At 68.5% G+C, this 22453-nt stretch carries 21 protein-coding genes; 15 read left to right on the top strand and 6 right to left on the bottom strand.

The genetic code is table 11. From position 1 onward, the window contains the following. Positions 1-542: 542 nt before the first annotated feature. On the bottom strand, positions 543-1544 hold the full coding sequence (locus ABNK63_RS13775; protein ID WP_007807697.1) for a polyprenyl synthetase family protein: 1002 nt from the start codon (positions 1542-1544) through the stop codon (positions 543-545). Positions 1545-1675: 131 nt separating this feature from the next. Between ABNK63_RS13775 and ABNK63_RS13770 the strand changes: the two genes are divergently transcribed. The 11 genes from ABNK63_RS13770 to ABNK63_RS13720 all read left to right on the top strand — a co-directional run bounded on the left by ABNK63_RS13770 (position 1676) and on the right by ABNK63_RS13720 (position 14631). Further along, positions 1676-2878, top strand: coding sequence for an MFS transporter (locus ABNK63_RS13770; RefSeq protein ID WP_350015945.1), 1203 nt, complete (start codon positions 1676-1678; stop codon positions 2876-2878). Between the two features lie 107 nt (positions 2879-2985). Continuing rightward, a complete protein-coding gene (locus ABNK63_RS13765; RefSeq protein ID WP_350015944.1) occupies positions 2986-3957 on the top strand; it encodes a DedA family protein/thiosulfate sulfurtransferase GlpE in 972 nt (323 codons plus the stop codon). A gap of 263 nt (positions 3958-4220) precedes the next feature. After that, entirely contained in the window at positions 4221-4313 is a 93-nt protein-coding gene (kdpF, locus tag ABNK63_RS13760; RefSeq protein WP_083845966.1) for a K(+)-transporting ATPase subunit F, read from the top strand. Then, positions 4310-6094 (top strand): potassium-transporting ATPase subunit KdpA, encoded by a 1785-nt coding sequence (gene kdpA, locus ABNK63_RS13755; RefSeq protein ID WP_350015943.1) that lies wholly within the window; start codon positions 4310-4312, stop codon positions 6092-6094. Before kdpF ends, kdpA begins: the two co-directional genes overlap by 4 nt. A 4-nt stretch (positions 6095-6098) precedes the next feature. Further along, the gene (kdpB, locus tag ABNK63_RS13750) at positions 6099-8171 is read left to right on the top strand and encodes a potassium-transporting ATPase subunit KdpB (RefSeq protein ID WP_350015942.1); all 2073 of its coding nucleotides are present in this window, start codon (positions 6099-6101) and stop codon (positions 8169-8171) included. A gap of 75 nt (positions 8172-8246) precedes the next feature. After that, positions 8247-8459, top strand: coding sequence for a hypothetical protein (locus ABNK63_RS13745; protein ID WP_007807706.1), 213 nt, complete (start codon positions 8247-8249; stop codon positions 8457-8459). A 62-nt stretch (positions 8460-8521) separates the two neighbouring features. Then, positions 8522-9334: a TorF family putative porin gene (locus ABNK63_RS13740; protein ID WP_007807708.1), complete on the top strand. Its 813-nt coding sequence runs from the start codon at positions 8522-8524 to the stop codon at positions 9332-9334. A 76-nt stretch (positions 9335-9410) separates the two neighbouring features. Continuing rightward, positions 9411-9986: a potassium-transporting ATPase subunit KdpC gene (gene kdpC / locus ABNK63_RS13735; protein WP_007807711.1), complete on the top strand. Its 576-nt coding sequence runs from the start codon at positions 9411-9413 to the stop codon at positions 9984-9986. 64 nt (positions 9987-10050) lie between these two features. Then, positions 10051-12717 carry a sensor histidine kinase KdpD gene (locus ABNK63_RS13730; RefSeq protein WP_350015941.1) on the top strand — a complete coding sequence of 889 codons (2667 nt, stop codon included), beginning with the start codon at positions 10051-10053 and terminating at the stop codon, positions 12715-12717. Positions 12718-12930: 213 nt separating this feature from the next. After that, positions 12931-13461, top strand: a complete 531-nt coding sequence (gene ssb / locus ABNK63_RS13725) for a single-stranded DNA-binding protein (protein ID WP_350015940.1) — start codon at positions 12931-12933, stop codon at positions 13459-13461. A 108-nt stretch (positions 13462-13569) separates the two neighbouring features. Beyond that, on the top strand, positions 13570-14631 hold the full coding sequence (locus tag ABNK63_RS13720; RefSeq protein WP_350015939.1) for a DNA topoisomerase IB: 1062 nt from the start codon (positions 13570-13572) through the stop codon (positions 14629-14631). Between the two features lie 16 nt (positions 14632-14647). On the opposite strand, the gene ABNK63_RS13715 is transcribed toward ABNK63_RS13720, so the two are convergent. After that, the gene (locus tag ABNK63_RS13715; RefSeq protein ID WP_157582111.1) at positions 14648-14788 is read right to left on the bottom strand and encodes a hypothetical protein; all 141 of its coding nucleotides are present in this window, start codon (positions 14786-14788) and stop codon (positions 14648-14650) included. Positions 14789-15098: 310 nt separating this feature from the next. On the opposite strand from ABNK63_RS13715, the gene ABNK63_RS13710 reads away from it, so the two are divergent. Further along, the gene (locus ABNK63_RS13710) at positions 15099-15647 is read left to right on the top strand and encodes a type 1 glutamine amidotransferase domain-containing protein (protein WP_007807718.1); all 549 of its coding nucleotides are present in this window, start codon (positions 15099-15101) and stop codon (positions 15645-15647) included. A gap of 21 nt (positions 15648-15668) precedes the next feature. Here the strand turns inward: ABNK63_RS13710 and ligD are convergent, their stop codons facing one another. Together ligD and ABNK63_RS13700 are read right to left on the bottom strand one after the other, a co-directional pair. Beyond that, positions 15669-18203, bottom strand: a complete 2535-nt coding sequence (gene ligD / locus ABNK63_RS13705; protein ID WP_350015938.1) for a DNA ligase D — start codon at positions 18201-18203, stop codon at positions 15669-15671. A 12-nt stretch (positions 18204-18215) separates the two neighbouring features. Then, positions 18216-19223 carry an SDR family oxidoreductase gene (locus tag ABNK63_RS13700; protein WP_350015937.1) on the bottom strand — a complete coding sequence of 336 codons (1008 nt, stop codon included), beginning with the start codon at positions 19221-19223 and terminating at the stop codon, positions 18216-18218. 208 nt (positions 19224-19431) lie between these two features. Between ABNK63_RS13700 and ABNK63_RS13695 the strand changes: the two genes are divergently transcribed. From ABNK63_RS13695 to ABNK63_RS13685, 3 genes are all read left to right on the top strand, one after another. After that, on the top strand, positions 19432-20388 hold the full coding sequence (locus tag ABNK63_RS13695) for a Ku protein (protein WP_350015936.1): 957 nt from the start codon (positions 19432-19434) through the stop codon (positions 20386-20388). A 146-nt stretch (positions 20389-20534) separates the two neighbouring features. Then, entirely contained in the window at positions 20535-20768 is a 234-nt protein-coding gene (locus ABNK63_RS13690; protein ID WP_007807727.1) for a hypothetical protein, read from the top strand. Positions 20769-20880: 112 nt separating this feature from the next. Continuing rightward, positions 20881-21507, top strand: a complete 627-nt coding sequence (locus ABNK63_RS13685; RefSeq protein WP_040673214.1) for a GIY-YIG nuclease family protein — start codon at positions 20881-20883, stop codon at positions 21505-21507. Here the strand turns inward: ABNK63_RS13685 and ABNK63_RS13680 are convergent. Together ABNK63_RS13680 and ABNK63_RS13675 are read right to left on the bottom strand one after the other, a co-directional pair. Then, positions 21489-21686, bottom strand: coding sequence for a hypothetical protein (locus tag ABNK63_RS13680; protein WP_007807733.1), 198 nt, complete (start codon positions 21684-21686; stop codon positions 21489-21491). The genes ABNK63_RS13685 and ABNK63_RS13680 overlap by 19 nt on opposite strands. Further along, on the bottom strand, positions 21687-22364 hold the full coding sequence (locus ABNK63_RS13675) for a DUF4142 domain-containing protein (RefSeq protein ID WP_350015935.1): 678 nt from the start codon (positions 22362-22364) through the stop codon (positions 21687-21689). Positions 22365-22453: the final 89 nt, after the last annotated feature.

Genomic DNA, 22453 nt, shown 5'->3' with positions numbered 1-22453 from the left:
CCCGGAGCTTTTGCTTCGGCTCTGGCTTTTGCCTTTGCCTTTCAGCTTCATCACCGAGTGCGGGCCACGATGGCCCGCTGCTTTACCCGGGGTCCCTTGTGCGGCGGTGAGACGGGGTCGACAGGCCGCGCAGCGGGAGTCGACAGGACGTCGACTCCTTTTCGCACGGGCAGGCGACGGCATGGATGCCGGAGTTGAGGCAACGCAGGAGCGGTTGCCCGATGCCCGTTCGAAAAGCCCGGCCCCGGCTCACGGACTTGTTGGGCAGGATGCCCAACAAGCGCCAAGCGGGGTGGCCTTCTCTTTGGTTACTTTCTCTTGGCCACTCAAGAGAAAGTGACTCGCCCTCCGAAGGAGGACGAAAGCTCTTGCTCTGAAACACACGGCAGGCGAAAACGCGTCCGCAACGGCAAGGGCGATGACTAGCTGCGCTGTTTTAAAGCTCTTCCGGCCTTCGCCGGAATGACGAGTATGGATATGCGCTCCCACGGATGTGCGGACAGATGTGTGGACGTGCAAACGCGCAGCGCCTCGATGGCGCCTCAGAACGTGCGCTGCACCGAGTAGTCGGCCAGGGTGGCCAGGGCGTCGCGGTGTGCCGAAGGCGCGAGGATGGCCAGCGCTTCGCGCGCCGCGTCGGCATGCTGCAGGGCCCGCTCGCGGGTGCGCTCCAGCGCACCCGATTCACCGATGGCGGCGATGATGCGGTCCAGCGAATCCAGACCGCCGTGCTCGATCGCGTGGCGCAGCGACTGCGCCTGTTCCGCGCTGGCTTTTTCCAGTGCGTAGATCAGCGGCAGGGTCGGCTTGCCTTCGGCGAGGTCGTCGCCGATGTTCTTGCCCAGGGTGCCGGCGTCGCTGGTGTAGTCGAGCAGGTCGTCGGCGATCTGGAAGGCGTAGCCCAGTTCCATGCCGTAGCGGCGCAGCGCGGCGATCTGGTTTTCCGGCAGGCCGCCGAGAATGCCGCCCAGTTCGGTGGCGGCGGCGAACAGCACGGCGGTCTTGCGTTCGATCACCGCCAGGTACGCCGCTTCGCTGACGTCGGCGTTGCCGATGTTGAGCAGCTGCAGCACCTCGCCTTCGGCGATGGTGTTGGTGGTGTCGGCGAGGATGCGCATGATGCGCATGTCGTCCAGTTCCACCATCAGCTGGAACGAGCGCGAGTAGAGGAAGTCGCCGACCAGCACGCTGGCGGCGTTGCCCCACAGCGCGTTGGCGGTCTTGCGGCCGCGGCGCAGGTCGGATTCGTCGACCACGTCGTCGTGGAGCAGGGTCGAGGTGTGGATGAATTCGATGATCGCGGCGAGCTTGGTGTGATGTTCGCCGCGGTAGCCGGCGGCGCCGGCGGCCAGCACGTGCAGCATCGGGCGCAGACGCTTGCCGCCGGAGGCGATGATGTGGTCGGCGATCTGGTTGATCAGCACCACGTCGGAGGACAGCCGCTGGCGGATCAACGCGTCGACCCGTTGCATGTCGGCGGCGGCGAGGTCGCGCACCTGGGCGAAGTCGGCGGGTCGGGGAGCGTCGGCGGGCATCGAATTCATGGAGGCATCACAGCGGCGTAGGCGGCGATTATACGGGCTGCAGGAACTTGCGCCGCGACATGTCGCCGCAAACGGGCGACAGGCCCTCCGCTTATAATGCCGGCCATGACTTTTTCGATGTCCGGTTTCCGGTGAGCAAACTCTCGCATTCCGAACTGCGCAGCGCGCTGACCCTGGCCTGCGTGATCAGCCTGCGCCTGTTCGGTCTGTTCCTGATCATGCCGGTGTTCTCGCTGTACGCGAAGGCAATGCCCGGTTCCACCGGCTTCATGATCGGACTGGCGCTGGGCGTCTACGGCATCGGCCAGGTGCTGCTGCAGATCCCGCTGGGGCTGCTGTCCGACCGGATCGGACGCAAGCCGGCGATTACCCTGGGCCTGATCCTGTTCGCCATCGGCGGATTGATCGCGGCGATGTCGCACACGCTGACCGGCATCGTGATCGGTCGCGCGGTGCAGGGCATGGGTGCGGTGGCGGGCGCCGGCATCGCGCTGGTGGCCGACCTCACCGCCGAGGAGAACCGCGGCAAGGCGATGGGCATCATCGGCGTGTCGATCGGGCTGGCCTTCCTGCTGGCGCTGATCCTGGGGCCGCCGCTGGAGGCGGTCGCCGGGTTGCCCGGCCTGTTCGGCGCCACCTCGATCCTGGCCCTGCTGTCGCTGATCCTGCTGTGGCTGATCGTGCCCACGCCGGAACGTGCGCGGGCACCCGCCGCGGCCGGCTTCGGCGCCGTGCTGGCGATGCTGCGCGATGGCCGCATGCTGGTGCTGAACGGCTCGGTGTTCTTCCTGCATGCGCTGCTCACCGCCAGCTTCGTGGGCTTGCCGTTGCTGCTGGCGAACACCTTGCACCTGCCGGTGAGCCGGCACTGGGAGCTGTACCTGCCGGTGATGACGGTGGCGGCGTTCGTGATGGGCGCAAGCCTGCATCACATGCGCGAGGTGGCGCAGAGCCTGCGCATCGTGATGGTCTGCGTGGTGGCGATCGGGCTGGCCCTGCTGGGTTTTGCGTTTTCGGGCAGCCACCTGGCCGCCTTCGGCGTGGCCGCCGCGGTGTTCTTCTCCGCGTTCAACCTGCTGGAGGCCGCGCTGCCCAGCCTGGTCTCGCGGCTGGCGCCGGAGCATTTGCGCGGCGCCGCGATGGGTGCGTATTCGACCAGCCAGTTCATCGGCGCGTTCGTGGGCGGCACCTTGGGCGGCATGGCGCTGGGCCGGCTCGGGCCGGATGGTGTGTTCGTCTGCGCCGCGGCGTTCAGCGTGCTGTGGCTGCCGCTGGTGATTGCCGGCGCGCGCCGGATGGGCCGCCAGGCCGCAGGCGAAGCCCAACCCGCGTAGCGCTTGTCCCGGCACCGCCGGCGTTCGGCCTGCACCGGGTTTGCAATGGCGGATCGGCGGCCCAATCATGTGGCCACGGCGACTTCGCTGCATGGGGTGGCGCTCCGATGGCTCATGAAATCATCGCGCTGATGGCGCAATACGGCGTGCTGCTGGTGTTCCTCAATGTGCTGGTGACCCAGCTGGGCGCGCCGCTGCCGGCGGTGCCGACCCTGGTGGTGGCCGGTGCGCTGGTGGCCGGCGGGCAGATGGGCGTGGCCGCGGTGTTGTCGGTCGCGGTGGCCGCCGCGCTGCTCAGCGACGCGGTGTGGTTTGCCGCGGGGCGGCGCTACGGCGGTGGCGTGATGCGGCTGCTGTGCCGCATTTCGCTGTCGCCCGATTCCTGCGTGGAACGCTCCGAACTGCACTTCCAGCGCTGGCGCGGGCAGATCCTGCTGATCGCCAAGTTCGTTCCGGGACTGGCCACGGTGGCGCCGCCGCTGACCGGTGCGATGGGGCTGCCGCTGTCCAGGTTCCTGCTGTTCGACGGCATCGGCTCGCTGCTGTGGGCCGCGGTGGCGATCGGCCTGGGCTACGCGTTCGCGACCCAGATCGACGACCTGCTGGCCGCCATCGCCAATGCCGGCACGCTGGCGCTGGAGGCGATGCTGGTGTTGTTGGCGCTGTATGTGCTGGCGCGCTGGTGGCAGCGCCGGCAATTGCTGCGCACGTTGCGCATGGCGCGCATCTCGGTGGACGAACTGCATCAGGCGATGCAGTCCGCCCGGGCGCCGGTGGTGCTGGACGTGCGGGCACCGGGCTCGCGCCTGCTCGATACCCGGGTGCTGCCCGGCGCCCTGCTGCTGGACGAGCATGGCATCGACCGCAGCGTGAACGACATCCCGTTCGATCACGAGCTGGTGGTCTACTGCAATTGCCCCAACGAGGTCTCCGCCGCCCGCGTGGCCAAGGTGCTGATCGGCCAGGGCTACCGCCGGGTGCGTCCGCTGCTGGGCGGGCTGGAGGCGTGGGACGCGGCCGGCTATCGGGTCGAGCGCCTGCCGGCGGTGGCAGAGGCAGGCCTGCATTCGATCGCCTGATCCCCGTCGCGGGACCTGCAAAAAAATTTACGCGATCTATACGGCCGGCGGCCGGATTGCTACCCCTTTCTTATACGGCCATTCCTAAAGTGCGCGTCGTTCTCCCGAGGAGTCGACGTCGATGGATGCCGTCTATCTGCTGTTCCTGCTGGTGCTGTGCGCCGCCACGCTGGGCTTTGCGCTGATCTGCGATCGGCTGGGCCCGCGCAAGTGATGCCCGCCTGCCTTTCCCCCTTCCGTCATGCCTGCGTGAGTTGCCGCCCATGAATGTCCTTTACGTGCTCGCCGCGCTGATCGCGCTGGCGCTGGCCGGCTACCTGTGCGTAGCCCTGCTCAAGCCGGAGTGGTTCGAATGACCACCAACGACTACCTCCAGCTCGGCCTCTATCTGGTCGTGCTCTTGCTGCTGGTGAAACCGCTCGGCAGCTACATGGCGCACGTCTTTGCCGATGCGCCCAATCGCGTCACCCGTTTCGGCGGCCGCGTGGAACGCGCCATCTATCGCCTGTGCGGCATCGCGCCCGACGAGGACATGGGCTGGAAACGCTATGCACTGGCGGTGCTGCTGTTCAACCTGCTCGGCCTGCTGGCGGTGTATGCCCTGCAGCGCCTGCAGGGCTGGCTGCCGCTCAACCCGCAGCATTTCGGGGCGGTGTCGGCCGATTCGTCGATGAACACCGCGATCAGCTTCGCCAGCAACACCAACTGGCAAGGCTACGGTGGCGAGTCGACGATGAGCTACCTGACCCAGATGCTGGGTCTGGCGGTGCAGAACTTCCTCTCCGCGGCGACCGGCATTGCCGTGCTGGTGGCGCTGGTGCGCGGCTTTGCCCGGCGCAGCGCGACCGGCATCGGCAACTTCTGGGTCGATCTCACGCGCAGCACGCTGTACCTGCTGTTGCCGCTGTCGCTGCTGCTGTCGCTGCTGCTGGTGTCGCAGGGTGTGGTGCAGAACTTCAAGCCGTACGTCGACGTGCCGGTGGTGCAGGCGAGCAGTTACTCAACGACCGCGAAGGACGCAGCCGGTCACGAGGTCACCACGCAGGCGGCGGTTGCCACGCAGACCCTGCCGATGGGGCCGGCGGCCTCGCAGATCGCGATCAAGCAGCTGGGCACCAACGGTGGCGGCTTTTTCAACGTGAACTCGGCGCACCCGTTCGAGAACCCCACGCCGCTGAGCAACTTCCTCGAGCTGCTGTCGATCCTGCTGATCCCCGCCGCGCTCTGCTACACCTTCGGCCAGATGGTCGGCGATCGTCGCCAGGGCTGGTCGCTGCTGGCGGTGATGCTGGTGATCTTCATCCCGCTGCTGCTGGCCTGCACCGCAGCCGAGCAGGCGGGCAACCCGCTGCTTGCCCATCTCGGTGTCGACCAGCACGCCTCGGCGCTGCAGGCGGGCGGCAACATGGAAGGCAAGGAAACCCGCTTCGGCATCGCCGACTCCACGTTGTGGGCGACCGCCACCACCGCCGCCTCGAACGGTTCGGTGAACGCGATGCACGACTCGTTCACGCCGCTGGGCGGGCTGGTGCCGATGTGGTTGATGCAACTGGGCGAGGTGATCTTCGGCGGCGTCGGTTCGGGCCTGTACGGCATGCTCGCCTTCGCCGTGGTGGCGGTGTTCATCGCCGGCCTGATGGTGGGCCGCACGCCGGAATACCTGGGCAAGAAGATCGAGGCCTACGAGATGAAGATGGCCAGCCTCGCGGTGCTGCTGCCGTGCGCCCTGGTGGTGATCGGCACGGCGATCGCGGTGATGGTGCCGGCCGGCGTGGCGGGCGTCGCCAACCCCGGTGCGCACGGCTTCAGCGAGATGCTGTACGCGGTCAGCTCGGCCTCGAACAACAACGGCAGTGCGTTCGGCGGGCTCTCGGCCAACACGCCGTTCTGGAACGTGCTGCTGGGCGCATGCATGTTCCTGGCGCGCTTCCCGCTGATCGTGGCGATGCTGGCGATGGCCGGTGGGCTCGCGGCCAAGCGGCACGTGCCCGAATCGGCCGGCACGCTGCCCACGCACACGCCGCTGTTCGTCACGCTGCTGGCCTGCGTGGTGATCGTGGTCGGCGCACTCACCTTCCTGCCGGCGCTGGCCCTGGGGCCGATCGCCGAGCAACTCATGTCCGCCATGGGGCACTGATCCAATGACTTCCCAAACCCAAACGGCAAGCGGCTTCAACCGCGTGCTGATTCTCACGGCCATGGCCGATTCGTTCCGCAAGCTGTCGCCGCGGATGCAGTTCCGCAACCCGGTGATGTTCGTGGTGTTCGTGTGCAGCGTGCTGACCACGGCGCTGTGGCTGCAGGCGCTCGCCGGTCACGGCGAGGCGCCCACCGGCTTCATCTTCTGGGTCAGCCTGTGGCTGTGGTTCACCCTGCTGTTCGCGAACTTCGCCGAGGCGCTGGCCGAAGGCCGCGGCAAGGCGCAGGCCGATGCGCTGCGCAGTTCGCGCAAGGACGTGATCGCGAAGAAGCTGGCGTCGCCCGATCGCGATGCCGCGATCACCTTCGTGCCTTCCAGCGAGCTGCGCACCGGCCACCACGTGCTGGTCGAGGCGGGCGAGCAGATTCCCGGCGACGGCGAGGTGGTGGTCGGTGCGGCCAGCGTCAACGAGAGCGCGATCACCGGTGAGTCCGCGCCGGTGATCCGCGAATCCGGCGGCGACCGCAGCGCGGTCACCGGTGGCACCCAGGTGCTGTCCGACTGGCTGGTGGTGCGCATCACCAGCAATCCGGGCGAGAGCTTCCTCGACCGCATGATCGCGATGGTGGAAGGCTCCAGGCGACGCAAGACGCCGAACGAGATCGCGCTGACCATCCTGCTGGCCAAGTTCACCCTGATCTTCCTGCTCGCCTGCACCACGCTGCTGCCGTATTCGATCTACAGCGTGCAGGCGGCCGGCGCGGGCAACCCGATCACGCTCACCGTGCTGATCGCGCTGCTGGTGTGCCTGATCCCCACCACCATCGGCGCGCTGCTGTCGGCGATCGGCATCGCCGGGATGGACCGGATGATCCGCGCCAACGTGATCGCCACCTCCGGCCGCGCGGTGGAAGCGGCCGGCGACGTCGACGTGCTGCTGCTGGACAAGACCGGCACGATCACCCTGGGCAATCGCCAGGCGGTGGCGTTCCATGCGGCGCCGGGCATAGCCGAAAACGTGCTGGCCGGGGCCGCGCAGCTGGCCTCGCTGGCCGACGAGACGCCCGAAGGCCGCAGCGTGATCGTGCTGGCGAAGGACAGGTACGGCCTGCAGGAAAGGCAGCTTGCCGAGGACGAGGCGCAGTTCGTGCCGTTCACCGCGCAGACACGCATGAGCGGCATCGACTTCGGCGACCGGCGCATCCGCAAGGGTGCACTGGACGCGGTGGAAAAATATCTCGAAGGGCAGAACAGCCACCTGCCGCCGCTGGTCAAGCGCATCGCCGAGGACATCGCGCGCCGTGGTGCCACCCCGCTGATCGTCACCGAAGGCGACCGCGCGCTGGGCGTGATCGAGCTGAAGGACATCGTCAAGTCGGACATCAAGGAGCGCTTCGCCGAGATGCGCAAGATGGGCATCAAGACCATCATGATCACCGGCGACAACCCGCTCACCGCAGCGGCCATCGCGGCCGAGGCCGGCGTCGACGACTTCCTCGCCGAGGCCACGCCGGAAGCCAAGCTCAAGCTGATCCGCGACATCCAGGCGGAGAACCGGCTGGTGGCGATGTGCGGCGACGGTACCAACGATGCGCCGGCACTGGCCCAGGCCGACGTGGCGGTGGCGATGAACACCGGCACCCAGGCGGCGAAGGAGGCCGGCAACATGGTCGACCTCGACTCCAACCCGACCAAGCTGATCGAGGTGGTGGAGATCGGCAAGCAGATGCTGATCACCCGCGGCGCGCTGACCACGTTCTCGATCTCCAACGACATCGCCAAGTACTTCGCGATCATCCCGGCCGCGTTCGCCACCACGTATCCGGCGTTGAACACGCTCAACGTGATGCACCTGGCCACGCCGCAGAGCGCGATCCTGTCCGCGGTGATCTTCAATGCGCTGATCATCATCTTCCTGATCCCGCTGGCACTGAAGGGCGTGAAGTACCGCGCGCTCGGCGCCGGCGCGCTGCTGCGCCGCAACCTGCTCGTCTACGGGCTCGGCGGCGTGGTGGTGCCGTTCGCGGGCATCAAGCTGATCGACCTGCTGCTGGTGCTGCTGCACGTGGCCTGACCCGTTGGTCCGGGTCGATTGATCGTGCGGCCGGCGGGCGCCGGCCGCGCGAAACCCCTGCCGGAATGCGAAGTCATGCAGACCCTGAAAGTATCCGTCTCCCTTCCCGACGCCAGCCATCCCGACGTGGAGCTGCGCCTGTCCGCCGACGATGCCGGCTGCGACGTGGTGATCACGCTGCCGACGGCCGCGCACCCGGCGCAGGTCGTGCAGCTGCGGCGCGCGGCTTGTGCTGGCGCGAGTGCAGCCGACGACGACTATGTCCTCGGCGGTTACGCCGGCATCTGATGCCGTTTCCCCTGGCCACCTTGCGCGTCGCCCGCCTCGGGTTCGACGCCGGAGTTTTCCCCATGAAAGTGCGTTCCCTCGCTGCAGCCGCAGCCCTGTTCTCCCTCGCCGGCCTCGCCGCGGTGCACGCCGACGGCGCGCCGGCCAGCCCGGTCAGCGGCAATGTCGCGCTGACCAGCGACTACATGTTCCGCGGCCTCACCCAGAGCTGGGGCCGGCCGGCGGTCCAGGGCGGCGCCGACTACGCCAGTCCTGACGGCTTCGCGGCCGGCTTCTGGGCTTCCAGCATCAGCGAGCGCAGCTACCCCGGCGGCGCGATGGAGCTGGACCTGTATGCCAGCTACGGCCAGTCCATCAACAGCGACTGGTCGTGGCGCGCGGGCCTGTACGGCTATGTGTATCCGGGCGCCAACCTCGACCAGGCTGGCCTGCCATCGCGCTCGCTCGACACCGTCGAGGCCAACGGCGCGTTGACCTGGAAGCAGTTCACGCTGAAGTACAGCCATTCGCTCACCGATTATTTCGGCGTGGACACGCAGCAGGGCTATCGCGGCGATTCGAAGGGCACCGGCTATCTGCAGCTGGACGCCACGTTTCCGTTGAACGATGCATGGAGCCTGGCACTGCATGCCGGGCATACCCACTGCACCACCACCCTGGCCACGCCGCTGGCCAACGGTGCGCGCGACCCCGGCTACAGCGATTTCGGCGCCACGCTGAAATATCAGGTCGCCACGCACTGGTCGTTGAGTGCGGGCCTCACCCATGCCACCAACGCGGATTTCTACCGCCGCACTTCCAGCTTCCTCGACGCGGGTGACACGCGCAATGTCGGCGGTTCGCGGGGCTTCGTGATGCTGCAGGGAACTTTCTAGTGCGATCTATCCATGATCGCGACGTGCCACGAGCGGCCATCCATGGCCGCACTTTCGATAAGAGCGGTGACTACCCATGAGCAAACTGTTGCGCCAATCCTTCGTCCTGCTGTTGCTGATGACGGTGATCACCGGCGTGCTGTATCCACTGGCCGCCACCGGGCTGGCACAGTTGATCTTTCCGCACCAGGCCAACGGCAGCCTGGTCGAGCGCGACGGCAAGCCGGTGGGCTCAGCGCTGATCGGCCAGTCATTCACCGACCCGAAGTATTTCTGGGGCCGGCCGTCGGCCACCGCGCCGAACCCGTACAACGCCAGCGCATCGTCCGCTTCCAACCAGGGACCGACCAACCCGGCGCTGGCCGACGCTGTGAAGCAGCGCATCGCCGCGCTGCGGGCGGCCGATCCGGGCAACGCCGCGCCGGTGCCGGTGGACCTGGTGACCGCCTCGGGCAGCGGCCTCGATCCGCAGATCAGCCCCGCCGCCGCGCAGTACCAGTTGGCCCGCGTGGCCCGGCTGCGGCACATGGATGTGGCCCGGGTGCGGTCGCTGGTGCAGCGCTGCACGCAGGGGCGCCAACTGGGCCTGCTGGGCGAGCCGCGGGTCGACGTGCTCAAGCTCAATCTGGCGCTGGACGCGGGGGCGCCATGATCGCCGGACTGTTCCCGGGTGTGGACGTGGCTGCCGGCGCCGATGCTGCAGGCGGGAAACCCCGATGACCGAACCGTCCCGTGAAGCCCGCGCCGATGCGCTGCTCAGCACCGCGCAGGAAAAACGTCAGCACCGGCTGAAGATCTTCCTGGGCGCTGCGCCCGGCGTGGGCAAGACCTACGCGATGCTGTCGGCCGCGCGCGAGCTGAAGCGCCAGGGCGTGGACGTGGTGGTCGGCCTGGTCGAGACCCACGGTCGCGCCGAGACCGCCGCGCTGATGGAGGGCATGGAGGTGCTGCCGCGCCGCGCGCTGAAGTACAACGATCGCGACTTCACCGATTTCGACCTGGATGCCGCGCTGGCGCGCCGGCCGGCGGTGCTGCTGGTGGACGAACTGGCGCACCGCAATTTGCCCGGTGCCCGGCACGAGCGCCGCTGGCAGGACATCGCCGAGCTGCTCGATGCCGGCATCGAGGTGTATACCGCGCTGAACGTGCAGCACCTGGAAAGCCTCAACGACCAGGTGCGACGGATCACCGGCATCACCGTGCGCGAGACGGTGCCCGATGCGTTCCTCGACCGCGCGCGCGACATCGTGCTGGTCGACCTGCCGCCGCGCGAGCTGATCGGCCGCCTGAAGCAGGGCAAGGTCTACGTGCCCGAGACCGCGGCGGCGGCACTGAACGCGTTCTTCTCGCCGACCAACCTGGCCGCCCTGCGCGAGCTGGCGCTGGAGACCATCGCCGGCCACGTCGACAGCGACCTGCGCGAGCACATGCTGGCGCGCGGCAGCGCGATGACCGTGCGCCGGCGCGTGCTGGCGGCGATCGACGGCCACGGCCAGAGCGACTATCTGGTGCGCGTGGCTCGCCGCATCGCCGAGCGGCGGGGCGCGCCGTGGAGCGTGGCCTGGGTCGACACCGGCGCGCGGCTGGAGCCGGCCCGGCGCGAACGGCTGGATGCCGCGATGCGGCTGGCGCGGCGGCTCGGCGGCGAGGCGATCATCCTGCGCGGCCATGCGATCGCCGACGAGCTGCTGGCACACGCCGACCGGGAGGGCGTGGGCCAGATCATCCTGGGCCGCACCCGCGAGCGACCGCTGGCGCGCATGCTGGGCATCTCGCTCACCCAGCGGCTGCTGCGCCGCGGCGCCCACATGGAACTGACCATCATCGCCACCCCGGTCGAGCGGGCGAAGGCGCGCCGGCGGCTGCGGCTGCCGCGCGAACGCGGTTCGCGCGGCGAGTACCTGTACGCCACGCTCGCCACGCTGGTCGCGTTCGGGCTGGCGTTCGTGGCCGACCGCTATCTGGCGGTGGCCAACCTGTCGCTGATCTTCCTTACCGCCGTGCTGGCGGTGGCGGTGCGCACGCGCATGGCCGTGGCCGTCTATGCGGCCATGCTGTGCTTTCTCGGCTACAACTTCTTTTTCGCGGCGCCGCGCTACACGCTGGCGATCGCCAATGTCGACGACGTGCTGGCGGTGACGCTGTTCCTGGTCGCCGCGCTGCTGTGCAGCCGGCTGGCGACGCGACTGGCCAGCCAGGTGGAATCGCTGCGCGCGGCGCATGCGCACGCGCGTGCGCTGCTGACGCTGGGCCAGCAGCTGACCAGCAGCACCGACGCCAGCGGCATCCGCGAAGCGGGCTGCAAGGCGCTGGCGCATGCGCTGCAGGGTGAGGCGGTGATCCTGGCCCGCGATGCCGGGCAGGTGCTGCGAGTGGTCGCCAGCGCGCCGCCGCAGGGCGAGCTCAGCCCGCAGGACCTGGCCGCGGCGGACTGGAGCGACCGTCACGGCGAACAGGCCGGCCGCTACACCGACACGCTCAACGGCGCACCATGCTGGATGCTGCCGCTGGGCAGCGAGGCACGGCCGCTGGGCGTGGCCGGGTTGCGCTTCGCCCCGGCGGGCGGCGAACCCGATCCGGAACGCCGCAGCCTGGCGCTGGCGATGGCGCAGGACATCGGCCAGGCGCTCGAGCGCGCGCGGCTCTCCGACGAGCTGGAAGGCGCCCGCGTGCAGGGCGAAACCGAGCGCCTGCGCAGTGCGCTGCTGTCGTCCGTCTCGCATGATCTGCGCTCGCCGCTGGCCTCGATGATCGGTGCCGCCGGAACCCTGATCAGCTACGAGCAGAAGTTGCCGGCGGAGGATCGACGCGCCTTGCTGGACGCGATCCTTGCCGAAGGGCAGCGGCTGGACAGCTACATCCAGAACCTGCTCGACATGACCCGCCTCGGCCACGGCACGCTGAAGCTCAACCGCGACTGGACCGACAGCGCGGAAATCGTCGCCGCCGCGGTGACGCGTCTGCGCAAGCTGTTTCCCGATCTCCACGTGGAAATCCTGATGCCCGCCGGGCCGGTGCTGCTGCATGTCCACGCGGCGCTGATCGAACAGGCCTTGTTCAATATCCTGGAGAATGCCGCGCGTTTCTCGCCCGCGGGCGAGGTGGTACGGGTGACGACCCGCTGCGCCGACGGCAGCCTGCTGATCGACGTGGCCGATCGTGGGCCCGGCATTCCCGAGGACGAACGCGCGCGCATCTTCGACATGTTCTATTCGGTGTCGCGCGGTGACCGTGCGCCGCAGGGCACCGGGCTTGGCCTGGCCATCTGCCGCGGCATGATCGGTGCGCACGGCGGCAGTGTGGAGGCGCTGCCCGGCGATGGCATCGGCACCATCATCCGCATCAGCCTGCCGCTGCCATCGCCGCCGGAAGCCGAACCATGAACAGGCCCACGCCGGGTGCCGGAGATGCTGCTGCCCGGCAATGACTGCTGCGCGAGCCTGGGCCGACCGCCAGCGAGGCACGCGGCCGACGATCCGTTCAGGTTCCACCGCTCTGGATCTGGGCCCGGTCGCAGGTATGATATCCAGCCAGTTTCATCACTCCGGCCGCAACCCATCGAGAAATTTGCGGCCGGCTCAACCGAGGACACATCCATGGCACGTGGCATCAACAAGGTCATTCTGGTCGGCAACCTGGGCTCGGACCCGGAACTGCGCAGCACCGGCAGCGGCACCAGCATCTGCAGCTTCAGCCTGGCCACCTCCGAGTCCTGGACCGACAAGCAGTCCGGCGAGAAGCAGGAACGCACCGAGTGGCACCGGATCAAGATCTTCGGCCGCCTCGGCGAGATTGCCGCCGAGTACCTGAAGAAGGGGCGCCAGGTCTACATCGAAGGCTCGATCCGCACCGACAAGTTCACCGGCAAGGACGGCGTCGAGAAATACTTCACCGACATCATCGCCAGCGAGATGCAGATGCTGGGCAGCAATGAAGGTGGCAGCGGCGGTGGCGGCGGTGGCTACCAGCGCGAGCGTCCGCAGAGCGGCGGCGGTCAGCGCCAGGGCGGCGGCAATTACGGTGGCGGCCAGTCGCAGTCGCGCGGCGGCGACAACTACGGCAACCAGTCGCGGCAGGCCCCGGCTCCGGCCGACAGCGGCTTTGCGGATGACGAAATTCCGTTCTGATCCCGCGCCAACCTGCGGCAAGCCGGAAAGCCCATGCACCGCATGGGCTTTTCCTTTTGTGCGGCAGGCTCACCTGTCGTTGACCCGGCCTGCGCATACTCGGCGCGAATGGCCAAGGATCCTGCGCATGCGAACGCTCCCGACCCGCGAATCGAAACGCGTGCGATGGGTCTGCTCCATGTCAGCGATGCGCAGCCGGGGTTGACCCGGCGCCGGCGGGGCAAGGGTTTCAGTTACCACGACGCGGATGGCCGGGCGGTAACCGATCGCGACGAGCTGGCGCGCATCCGCGCGCTGGCGATACCGCCGGCGTATACCCGCGTGTGGATCTGCAGCCATCCGCGCGGCCATCTGCAGGCCACCGGCTACGACGCCCGCGGGCGCAAGCAGTACCGCTACCACCCGCGCTGGCGCGAGTACCGCGACCTGGGCAAGTTCGACCGGGTCACCGCCTTCGGCAAGGCGCTGCCTGGGTTGCGCCGGCGCGTGCGGCGGGACCTGGCCCTGGACGGGCTGCCTCGCGACAAGCTGCTGGCCCTGCTGGTGCGGCTGCTCGACGAGACCCTGATCCGCATCGGCAACGACTGCTATACCCGCGACAACCGCAGTTACGGACTCACCACCTTGCGCACGCGCCACGTGCGCGCGCAGCGCGGGCGGCTGCGCTTCGCCTTCCGGGGCAAGAGCGGGCAGGAGCGCGAGGTGGAACTGGGCGACCGGCGACTGGTGCGGATCGTGCGCCGCGTGCAGCAACTGCCCGGGCAGCGGCTGTTCCAGTACATCGATGACGATGGCCGGCGCCAGCCGGTGGATTCGGGCATGGTCAACGACTACCTGCATGCAGCCTGCAGCGATGGCCGGGAGCATGGATTCAGCGCCAAGGACTTCCGCACCTGGGGCGGCACCGTGCACGCGGCGCGCATCCTCGCCGGCACGCCGCTGCCGCGCAAGGGTGGCGAGCAGGCGCGGCGCAGCGCACTGGCGAAAGCGGTCGCCGAAGTCGCGGCGATCCTGGGTAACACGCCGGCCGTGTGCCGCGGTTCCTACATCCATCCGCGCGTGCTGGAAGGCTGGCTGGACGGCAGCCTGCAGCGGGCGATCACGCCGGCCGTCGCGGCGCATCCGCGCCAGCTGGAGCAACGGGTGCTGCGCTTCCTGCGCGCCGGTTAGCTGCGCTGTTGGCGGCTCAGGGTTGCGGGCTGGCGCTCGCCGGCGAACGGTCGTCAGGACGCGCCTCCTGGTGGGTGATGGCCAGGCAGAACCCGGCGACCAGCACCGCGATCAGGCCCAGCAGCAACACGCGCAGGGCCACTCGCCGGCGGTTCATCGCGTCGCTCCGGTTCGCCGGGCCAGCCTCGCCAGGCGGCCCGTGGGCACGTGCTCGACGGATGTCGCCAGCGCGATCACGAGCGGAGCCCCGTCGGCAGTGAGATCGACATGTCGTTGTGCCCGTGCAAGTGGGGGGATGCGGCGTTTCCGCGGCATGGTCGCCGCAACGCGGAAGCACCATCGCAGGCCACCGGTGCATGGGTTGTCAACGCATCGGCGCCCGCACCGGTCACGCGCTGCTCACGGCAAGGCGACGTCGGCTGTACGGTGCGTCGAACATGCTGCGGCTTTCGATCATGGAGCACGTCATGTCTTTCAATCTCACCGGTCGCCGCATCGCCATCCTCGCCACCGACGGCTTCGAGCAGTCCGAACTGACCGAGCCGAAGCGCCTGCTGGAACAGGCCGGCGCGCAGACCGACGTGATCGCGCCGGGTGGCGCCAGCCAGATCAGGGGCTGGAGCAAGGGCGACTGGGGCGAGCAGGTGGCGGTGGACGTGGCGCTGAAAGACGCCACGCCCGAGCCGTACGACGCCATCGTGCTGCCCGGCGGCGTGATGAACCCGGACAAGCTGCGGCTGGAACCGGCCGCCATCGCCCTGATCAAGGCTTTCGACGACGCGGGCAAGCCGGTGGCGGCGATCTGCCATGGTCCGTGGACGCTGATCGACGCCGGCCTGGTCAGGAACCGCCAGGTCACCTCATGGCCCTCGCTGCGCAAGGATCTGGAAAATGCCGGCGCGCACTGGCAGGACAGCGAAGTCGTGCGCGATGGCCAGCTGATCACCAGTCGCAAGCCCGGCGACATCCCGGCCTTCGCCGACGCCATCATCGACGCGCTGGGCGCCACCGTGTAAGGCCATGGACGAGGGCGGTGTTCAGCCGAGCTTGTCCATCACCTCGTCGAGGTTCTGCCGCAGCTCGTCGATGCCTTCCCACGGATCGCTGCGCAGGCGCGCCAGCCGCTTCGGCGCGGAATGGATGTCGAAGTCGTGGCCGCTCTTCAGCTTGCCCAGTTCGTTCCAGCGCAGCGGCATCGCCACCGGCGCGCCGGTTCGCGCGCGCAGCGAGTACGAGGCCACGCTGGTGGCGCCGCGGCTGTTGCGCAGGTAGTCGATGTAGATCAGGCCGCCCCGCCGCGCCTTGCTGGCGGTGGCGATGAACTCCAGCGGATGGGCCTGCGCCAGCGAGCTGGCGAAGGCCTGGGCGAAGCCCTTTGCCTGCGGCCACGGACAACCGGGGTTGAGCGGCACCACCACGTGCAGGCCCTTGCCGCCGGTGGTGCGCAGAAACGACGCCAGCCCCAGTTGCGCCAGCAGCTTGTGCACCAGCCGCGCGGCGGCCGCCACGCGATCCCAGGCCACGTCCTCGCCGGGGTCGAGATCGAACACCACGCGGTCGGCCTGGTCCGGCTGCGCGATGGTCGCGCCCCAGGGGTGGAACTCCAGCGCGCCGAACTGCACCAGTTCGATCACCGAATCGGCATCGCGCGGATAGATGTAGGTGGCCTGGGCGCCGGACTCTTCCTTCAGCTTCGCGCTGCCCACGTGCTTCAGTCCCCGGATCATGTGCTTCTGGAAGAAGCAGGCCTTCTCGGTGCCTTCCGGGCAACGGATCACCGAGGTGGGACGATTCACCACCCCGGGCAGGAACCAGGCCATCACGCTGGCGTAATAGTCGGCCACTTCCTGCTTGGTGATGCCGTCCCCGGGATACACCACGCGATCGGGATGGGTGATGGTGATGTCGGCGCCCGTGGCGCGCTTGCGACGAGCGGACGTCTTCGCGGCAGGCGCGCGGTCGGAGTCGATGAGGTCGGCGGCAGTCTTGTCGGTACGCATGGTCTTCAGGCTCGGTTGGCGCAACAGGTTCTTGTTGCCGATGCCGCGGTAATACACCTCGGCCACGGCCTTCGGCTCGACCCAGTGCGCGTCGCGCAGCAACGGATCGATCGCGGCAAGTTTCACGGTGGGTTTCCTGCGGCCCTTGTCGGCAAGCGTGTTGCCCAGTTGCCGCAGCTGTTCGTCGCTGAAGCCGGTGCCCACGCGGCCCGCGTACACCCAGCCGTCCTTGACCGACGGGTCGGGCCTGGCCAGCAGCAGGGACCCGAAACCGCTGCGGCTGCCCTTGGGCGGCGTGTAGCCGACCACCGCGAACTCGTCGCTTTCCAGCCGCTTGATCTTCAGCCAGTCGTCGCCGCGGCCGGGCCGGTAAGCCGAATCGACGCGCTTGGAGATGATTCCCTCCAGCTGCTGCTCGGTGGCCATCCGGAACGCGCCTTCGCCGTCGCCGATCGCATGGCTGCTGAAGGCCAGGTGTTTCGGTGCATGGGCCAGCAGCTGTTGCAGCAGCTGCTTGCGCTCCAGCAGGCGCACCCGCGACAGGTCGCTGCCTTCGAGGTGGGGCAGGTCGAACAGCATGTAGACCAGCGGCAACTGCGCCTCGCCGGACAGCGTCGTCTGCAGGCCGTTGAAGTCGCTGTGCCCGCGCGGATCGAGCGCGATCAGTTCGCCGTCGAGCCGGGCGGATTGCAGGCCAAGTGATTCCAGCGCCTGCACGATGTCGGGCAGGCGGTCGTCCCACGCCAGCGCATTGCGCGACCACAGCTTCACCTCGCCGTCGGCGATCGCGGCAAGGATGCGGTAGCCGTCCCACTTCACCTCGTGCAGCCATTGCTCGCCCTCGGGCGGAAACTCGCGCAGGCGCGCCAGCTCGGGCTTGAAGAACTCCGTGCCCGAGGTGGCCGGGCGCGCGCCGTCCAGCGCGGCGGCGGCCCTGGCCAGGCGCAGTCGCGGCACCTTCTTCCCTTTCGGCACGGCCTTCCTGCGCGCGGTGGATTTCTTCGCGGCCGCCCGGGTGGCCGGCGTTTTCGCGGCGGCACGGGTGCTGCGGGTCATCTTCGCGTCGAGCAGGTCGTCCGCTTCCACGTCGCCGGCGAACGCGTCTTTCGCCTTGATCAGGAACCACGCGGGCTGGCGCTCCTTGCGCCCGCTGCGCACCAGGTGCCAGCCACCCTTGAGCCGCTTGCCGAACAGCTCGAAGCGCAGGTGCCCCTTCAGCAACTGCGCCTCGGCGTCGCCCTCGGTGGTCCACACGCCCAGGTCGAACTGGTCGACGTGGCCCTTGCCGTAGCCGTGTTCGATGTCGCCCTCGAAACCCGCGTAGGAAATCGGGTGATCCTCCACTTCCACCGCGAGGCGTTTCACCTCGGGGTCGTAGCTGGGTCCCTTGGGTACTGCCCAGCTCTTCAGCGTATCGCCGACCTGCAGGCGGAAATCGAAGTGGCGGCGGCTGGCGTGATGCAGTTGCACCACGAAGATGGCCCGGCCGCTGGCCTTGCCCGGTGCGTTGTCGGCCGGCTCGCGCGTCTTCGAAAAATCACGCTTGCGCTGGTAATCCCGCAGGTTGCCCATGATCGCTCCCGGTCAGCTGGTCGGGCCGCCCATCACCGGCAGCACCGCGCCGGAGATGTAGCTGGCGCACGAGGGCGCGGCGAGAAAGACGTAGGCGGGAGCGAGTTCCTCCGGTTGCGCGGGGCGACCCATCGCGCTGGACGTGCCGAACTCGCGCACGCGTTCGGCCGGCTGGTCGGCGGGATTCAGCGGCGTCCACACCGGGCCGGGCGCCACCGCATTCACCCGGATGCCGCGCGACACCATGTTCGCGGCCAGCGCCCTGGTGAACGCGTGGATGCCGCCCTTGGTCATCGAATAGTCGAGCAGCTTGTCGTTGCCGAACAGCCCGGTCTCCGAGCCGGTGTTGATGATCGAGCAGCCGCTGCCCAGGTGCGGCGAGGCGGCCCTGGCCATCTGGAAATAGCCGTACAGATTGGTGCGCAGGGTCTCGTCGAAATGGGCGTCGGTGATCTCCTCGATCGAATCGGCGTGTTCTTGGAACGCGGCGTTGTTGACCAGCACGGACAGCTTGCCGAACGCCTTCACCGTCTTCGCCACCGCCTTGCGGCAGAACGCCGGGTCCCTGACGTCGCCCGGAATCAGCAGGCAACGCTGGCCTTCGCCCTCGACGTAGTCGCGGGTTTCCTCGGCGTCGGCATGCTCGCTGAGGTAGACGATGGCCACGTCGGCGCCTTCGCGGGCGAACAGCACCGCCACGGCCCGGCCGATGCCGGAGTCGCCGCCGGTGATCAGGGCGGACATCCCGGCCAGCTTGCCCGAACCGGCGTAGTTGGGCGCCATGAACTGGGGACGCGGGTCGAGATCCCGTTCGCTGCCGGGCTTCTTCTGGTGCTGCCGGGGCAGCGGGTTTGCCGGCTTCTTCGTTGCGGCTGCCGGTTTTTTCGCGGCCGCCTTGTTCGACGCCGGACTTCTGGACGCCTTCTTGCGCTGGTCGTCGCGATCGGTCGCGGCCTGGATCGCGCGCTGGCGCTCGAGCGTCGCCCTGGCCGTCTTGGCGGTGCGCCTGGTTGCTGCCATGGTCCGGTACTCCGTTGCGTGGGGATGCAAGCCACGCTAGCGGTCGCCGCGTACGCCACAGGTGAAGCAAGGGTCAGGGCGCATTTGACAGCGTGTCCACGCCGGCCCCGCGATAGTCCGCGCACAACGCCAGAGCGTGCCGCCGTCGGCGTGGGAACGCGACGCGCCGGCGTTCTGGTCCGACCAACCCTTGCCGGAGAGCGCCCGCATGGCACGTCCCATCTGGACCGGAACCCTTTCATTCGGCCTGCTCAACGTCCCCGTGTCGCTGATGTCCGGCGAACGCAGCGTCGACCTGCATTTCCGCATGCTGGACAGCCGCAGCAACACGCCGGTGCGCTACGAGCGCGTCAATGCCGAAACCGGCGAGGAGGTGCCGTGGAAGGAGATCGTCAAGGCCTTCGAATACGCCAAGGGCAGCTACGTCGTGCTGGAGCCGGAGGACATCAAGTCCGCCGCGGCCGACGGACGCGAGGTGGTCGACGTGAAGGCCTTCGTCGAGGCCGATTCGATCGGCCCGGAATACTTCGAGAAGCCGTACTTCCTGGTGCCGGGCAAGAAGGCGGAGAAGGGCTACGTGCTGCTGCGTGAAGTGCTCAAGCGCACCGGTCGCATCGGCATCGCGCGGGTGGTCATCCGCACCCGCGAATATCTTTCCGCGGTGATGCCGCGCGGCAACGCGCTGGTGCTGATGCTGCTGCGCTATCCGCAGGAACTGGTCGACGCGGAGGATTACAGGATTCCCGAAGGCGCCGCGTCGCAATACCGGATCTCGCCCAAGGAGATCCAGATGGCCGAACAGCTGATCGAATCGATGAGCGACGAGTGGAACCCGGCCGAGTACCGCGACGAATTCCGCGACCGCCTGCGCAAGGTGATCGAGCAGCGGATGAAGTCGAAGGGCGTGGTGACCACCGAACCGGAAGACGAAGCCGACATGCCGGAGAACGCCACCACCAACGTGGTCGACTTCATGTCGCTGCTGCAGAAGAGCCTGGCCAGCAACAAGCGCACGCCCGCCAGGAAGACCGCCGCGAAATCCGCCGGCAAAGCCGCCCGCGGCAAGAGCACGGACAAGCCGGCGGACAAGTCGACGGCAGGGAAGAAGTCCACCGCAAAAAAGGCGGCCGCCAAGAAGCGTGCCGCGACCCGCAAGGCGGGTTGATGCCGCCGCGGGCCCGCGTGGAGACTTCTGTGCGTGCCGACGAAGCGTCGGTCCATCCGGCCGGGAGCACCCCCGGCATGCACGCTCCGGCGACGGCCATCGCGGAATACTCCGGACCCTGGCCATGAGATGCATGGAGAAAAACGATGGGCAACACGAACCTTCCGCAGGCCGGCGCTGCGGACACCGACAACAGCAGGGATACCCGCAGCGGAAACGCTCAGCTCACGGATCGGCAGCGGAAGGAAGGCGACACCGGTCAGGAGCTCACGCCACCGGACCGGCCGAAAGACCCGCCCGTGAAAGCGGGCCGGGACGCCGACATGTCCGCCTATACGGGTCACGCCAACACGGGTCATTCACCCTCGGATGCCACCTGAGCAACGCCGCCGCGCAGCGGAGCCGTCACGGCGTTGCCTTGCAGCCCGGGTGACAACGATCGAGACTGGGGCGGGCGTTGTCACGCTCCGATGAACGCGAACAGGACCTCCCCTGGAAGACGAAGCGCCCCCCACCCGTCATGTCAGCCGCGGACGCACCTTCGTCTACCTGCTGCCGTGCCGCCACGAGGACATTCTCAAGGTCGGCTACTCGCGCGATCCGCTGGAGCGCTTCCGCACCCTGCACCGGCGCTTCTTCGAGTTCTTCGATCTGGATCGCGGCCTGCTGATCGACACCGAACGCCTGCGCGAGGCCCGCCAGGTCGAGCGCCTGTTCATCACCACGTTCGCCGCACAGCGGGCGCCGGCGCCGCTGGTGGTGCGCCAGGCCGCGGCGGGGCATACCGAATGGTTTCGCGGCATCGCGCCCGAAGCCGAGGCGCTGGCGCACCGGCTGCGCGACGAGCAGGGCTACACCTTGCACGCACCGCTGGGCACGTGGCTGCGGACACGCCTGGACGAACGCGCCGAAGCACTGTTCGGCTGGTCCGCGCGGATGCTCGATGCGCTGGAGTACGCCTACTTCAACGCGCCGGCCATGGCGGCAAGCAGCCGCGGCGCCGCGGCGTTGCGCGATGCGCTGGACACCTGTGCGGCGCTCGGCATGGATCTGTCCGCGCTGGTGCCTGCCCAGGTGCTGGACTGGTATCGCAGCGCCGACTACTTCGGCTCGCGCTGAGCCGACGGCGTCGCCTGGCCGCCCCGGCAATCGGCATGGCCGCAGTGGCAGCCCGAGGCCTGGTCGGAAGTGGGTGATTCCACCCGCTTGCGGCAGTGCTCGCTGCAATAGGCGTCACCGGCGGGAATCGCGCAGGTACAGGCGGGATGCGCGCAGCGCTGCTTTTCGGTGGTGTTCATTCAGTGGCTCCCATTGGCGCCGGTCGACATCGAACCGGCCGGCGCAGGTGTGGCCGCCGTGGCGGCACCGGCGGGACGAGTGTGGTCGAAGCTGGCGTCCATGGTGGCGTGATGGCTCATCGCTTCGTCCCGGCTGGCGGACATGTCCAGCTGGTCCTGCAACTGACGCGCCAGCTCCAGGTGCGTCTTCAGCGTGGGCAGGGTGGCCTGGGCAAACGCGCGCACCTCCGGGTCCTCCGTCCGCCCGGCTTCCGTGGTGAACAGCGCGATGGCTTTCTGATGATCCCTGACCATCGCCGCGGCCCAGGCCTTGTCGAACTTCCTTGCGTCGAGCGCCTTCATGGTGCTGGCCGACTCTTGTGCTTCTTCGCCGGGCGCCGCGGGCAGGCTGACCTGCCTGGCCTGCGCCAGCGCCCGCAGCCGCTCATTGGCCCTGGTGTGGTCGTCCACGATAAGTCGGGCCAGCCGTTTCACCCGGGCCTCGGAGGACTTTTCCAGCGCCAGCTGCCCCATCCCCACTTCGGCCAGGCCATCGCTGGCCGCGCTTGCCACGAACTTGCTGTCGGCGGCGTTGGCCACCAGCGGGGCCCTGTCGTGGCCGGACTGTGCACAGGCGGCGAAGGCAAGGCCGGACAGCAGCAGGCCAGCCGCCGCTCGCATCAAGGGTCGCATCGACATGATGGTTGTTCTCTGTGGCCGGGGAGCGCTGATGAAACCGCGCGCCACGGGAAGCGCGCGTGATGCCTGCGTGCAATGAGGATGACGAC

Origin of the sequence: Rhodanobacter sp. IGA1.0 (assembly GCF_040208325.1) — a bacterium.
GTDB lineage: Bacteria > Pseudomonadota > Gammaproteobacteria > Xanthomonadales > Rhodanobacteraceae > Rhodanobacter > Rhodanobacter spathiphylli.
Note: the sequence above shows the minus strand (reverse complement) of the source record. Positions and strands in the feature narration are given on the sequence as shown.